Consider the following 799-nt stretch of genomic DNA (forward strand, 5'->3'; position numbering starts at 1 on the left):
CACGAACATATTTAAGACTTGCACCAAGAGAACCACCAGGATGATAAATTTTAAAATCTGTCGCAGTAAAACCACGCATTTCTAAAAGAGCAACAGCTAACGCATCTCCCATTGCCAATTGCATAATTGTTGAAGTTGTAGGAGCAAGCCCGTGAGGACACGCCTCTTCTATCTTTGGCAATAAGAGTACAATATCCGCTTGCCGTCCTAATACAGAGTGCTCCCCCGATGTCATGGCAATAAGTGGCGTGCGAAACCGCGCAGCATGGTTGATAATGCCACTTAATTCCGAAGTTTCGCCTGACCATGACAAAGCAAGAATAACATCGTCAGATCCAATCATACCAAGATCACCATGATTAGCTTCTGCAGCATGCACAAAAAAAGCAGGCGTTCCGGTCGAAGCTAAAGTTGCAGCAATTTTTGCACCTATATGACCACTCTTGCCAAGACCAGTAATTACTACATGACCATTAGCATTTCTGATAGTTTGAACAGCAGCTTGAAAAGCGGAAGAAAGATATCCAAGCAAAGCTTCTTCAAGGGCTTCAAGCCCTTGTTTCTCACTTGCAATTGTTTTAAATGCCGATGTAACAGTGCTTTGTAAAACCAACATATGGGAAGACTGTGCTGTCATGATTAAATTTGATAAATGAATTTAATGAAAGATCTATAACTTTTCTATTTTAATGATTTCTAGTAAATTTTTCAATGAGGCAGAAACTTGGCTGTGCATATCAGCGCGTGCTAAAGAAAATGCAACGTTAGCTTCAATAAAACCAGCTTTAGAACCACAATC

At 40.4% G+C, this 799-nt stretch carries 1 protein-coding gene and 1 pseudogene; both read right to left on the reverse strand.

Annotated elements, in window-relative coordinates:
- Nucleotides 1-637: SIS domain-containing protein (locus tag ACFINS_RS10005; RefSeq protein WP_375706177.1), on the reverse strand; the 637-nt coding region annotated here is incomplete at its 3' end.
- 33 nt (nt 638-670) lie between these two features.
- Nucleotides 671-799 (reverse strand): annotated as a pseudogene (locus ACFINS_RS10010) (UTP--glucose-1-phosphate uridylyltransferase); the annotation flags it as partial.

The sequence above is a fragment of the Bartonella sp. AA2SXKL genome (assembly GCF_042197205.1).
Lineage (GTDB): Bacteria > Pseudomonadota > Alphaproteobacteria > Rhizobiales > Rhizobiaceae > Bartonella.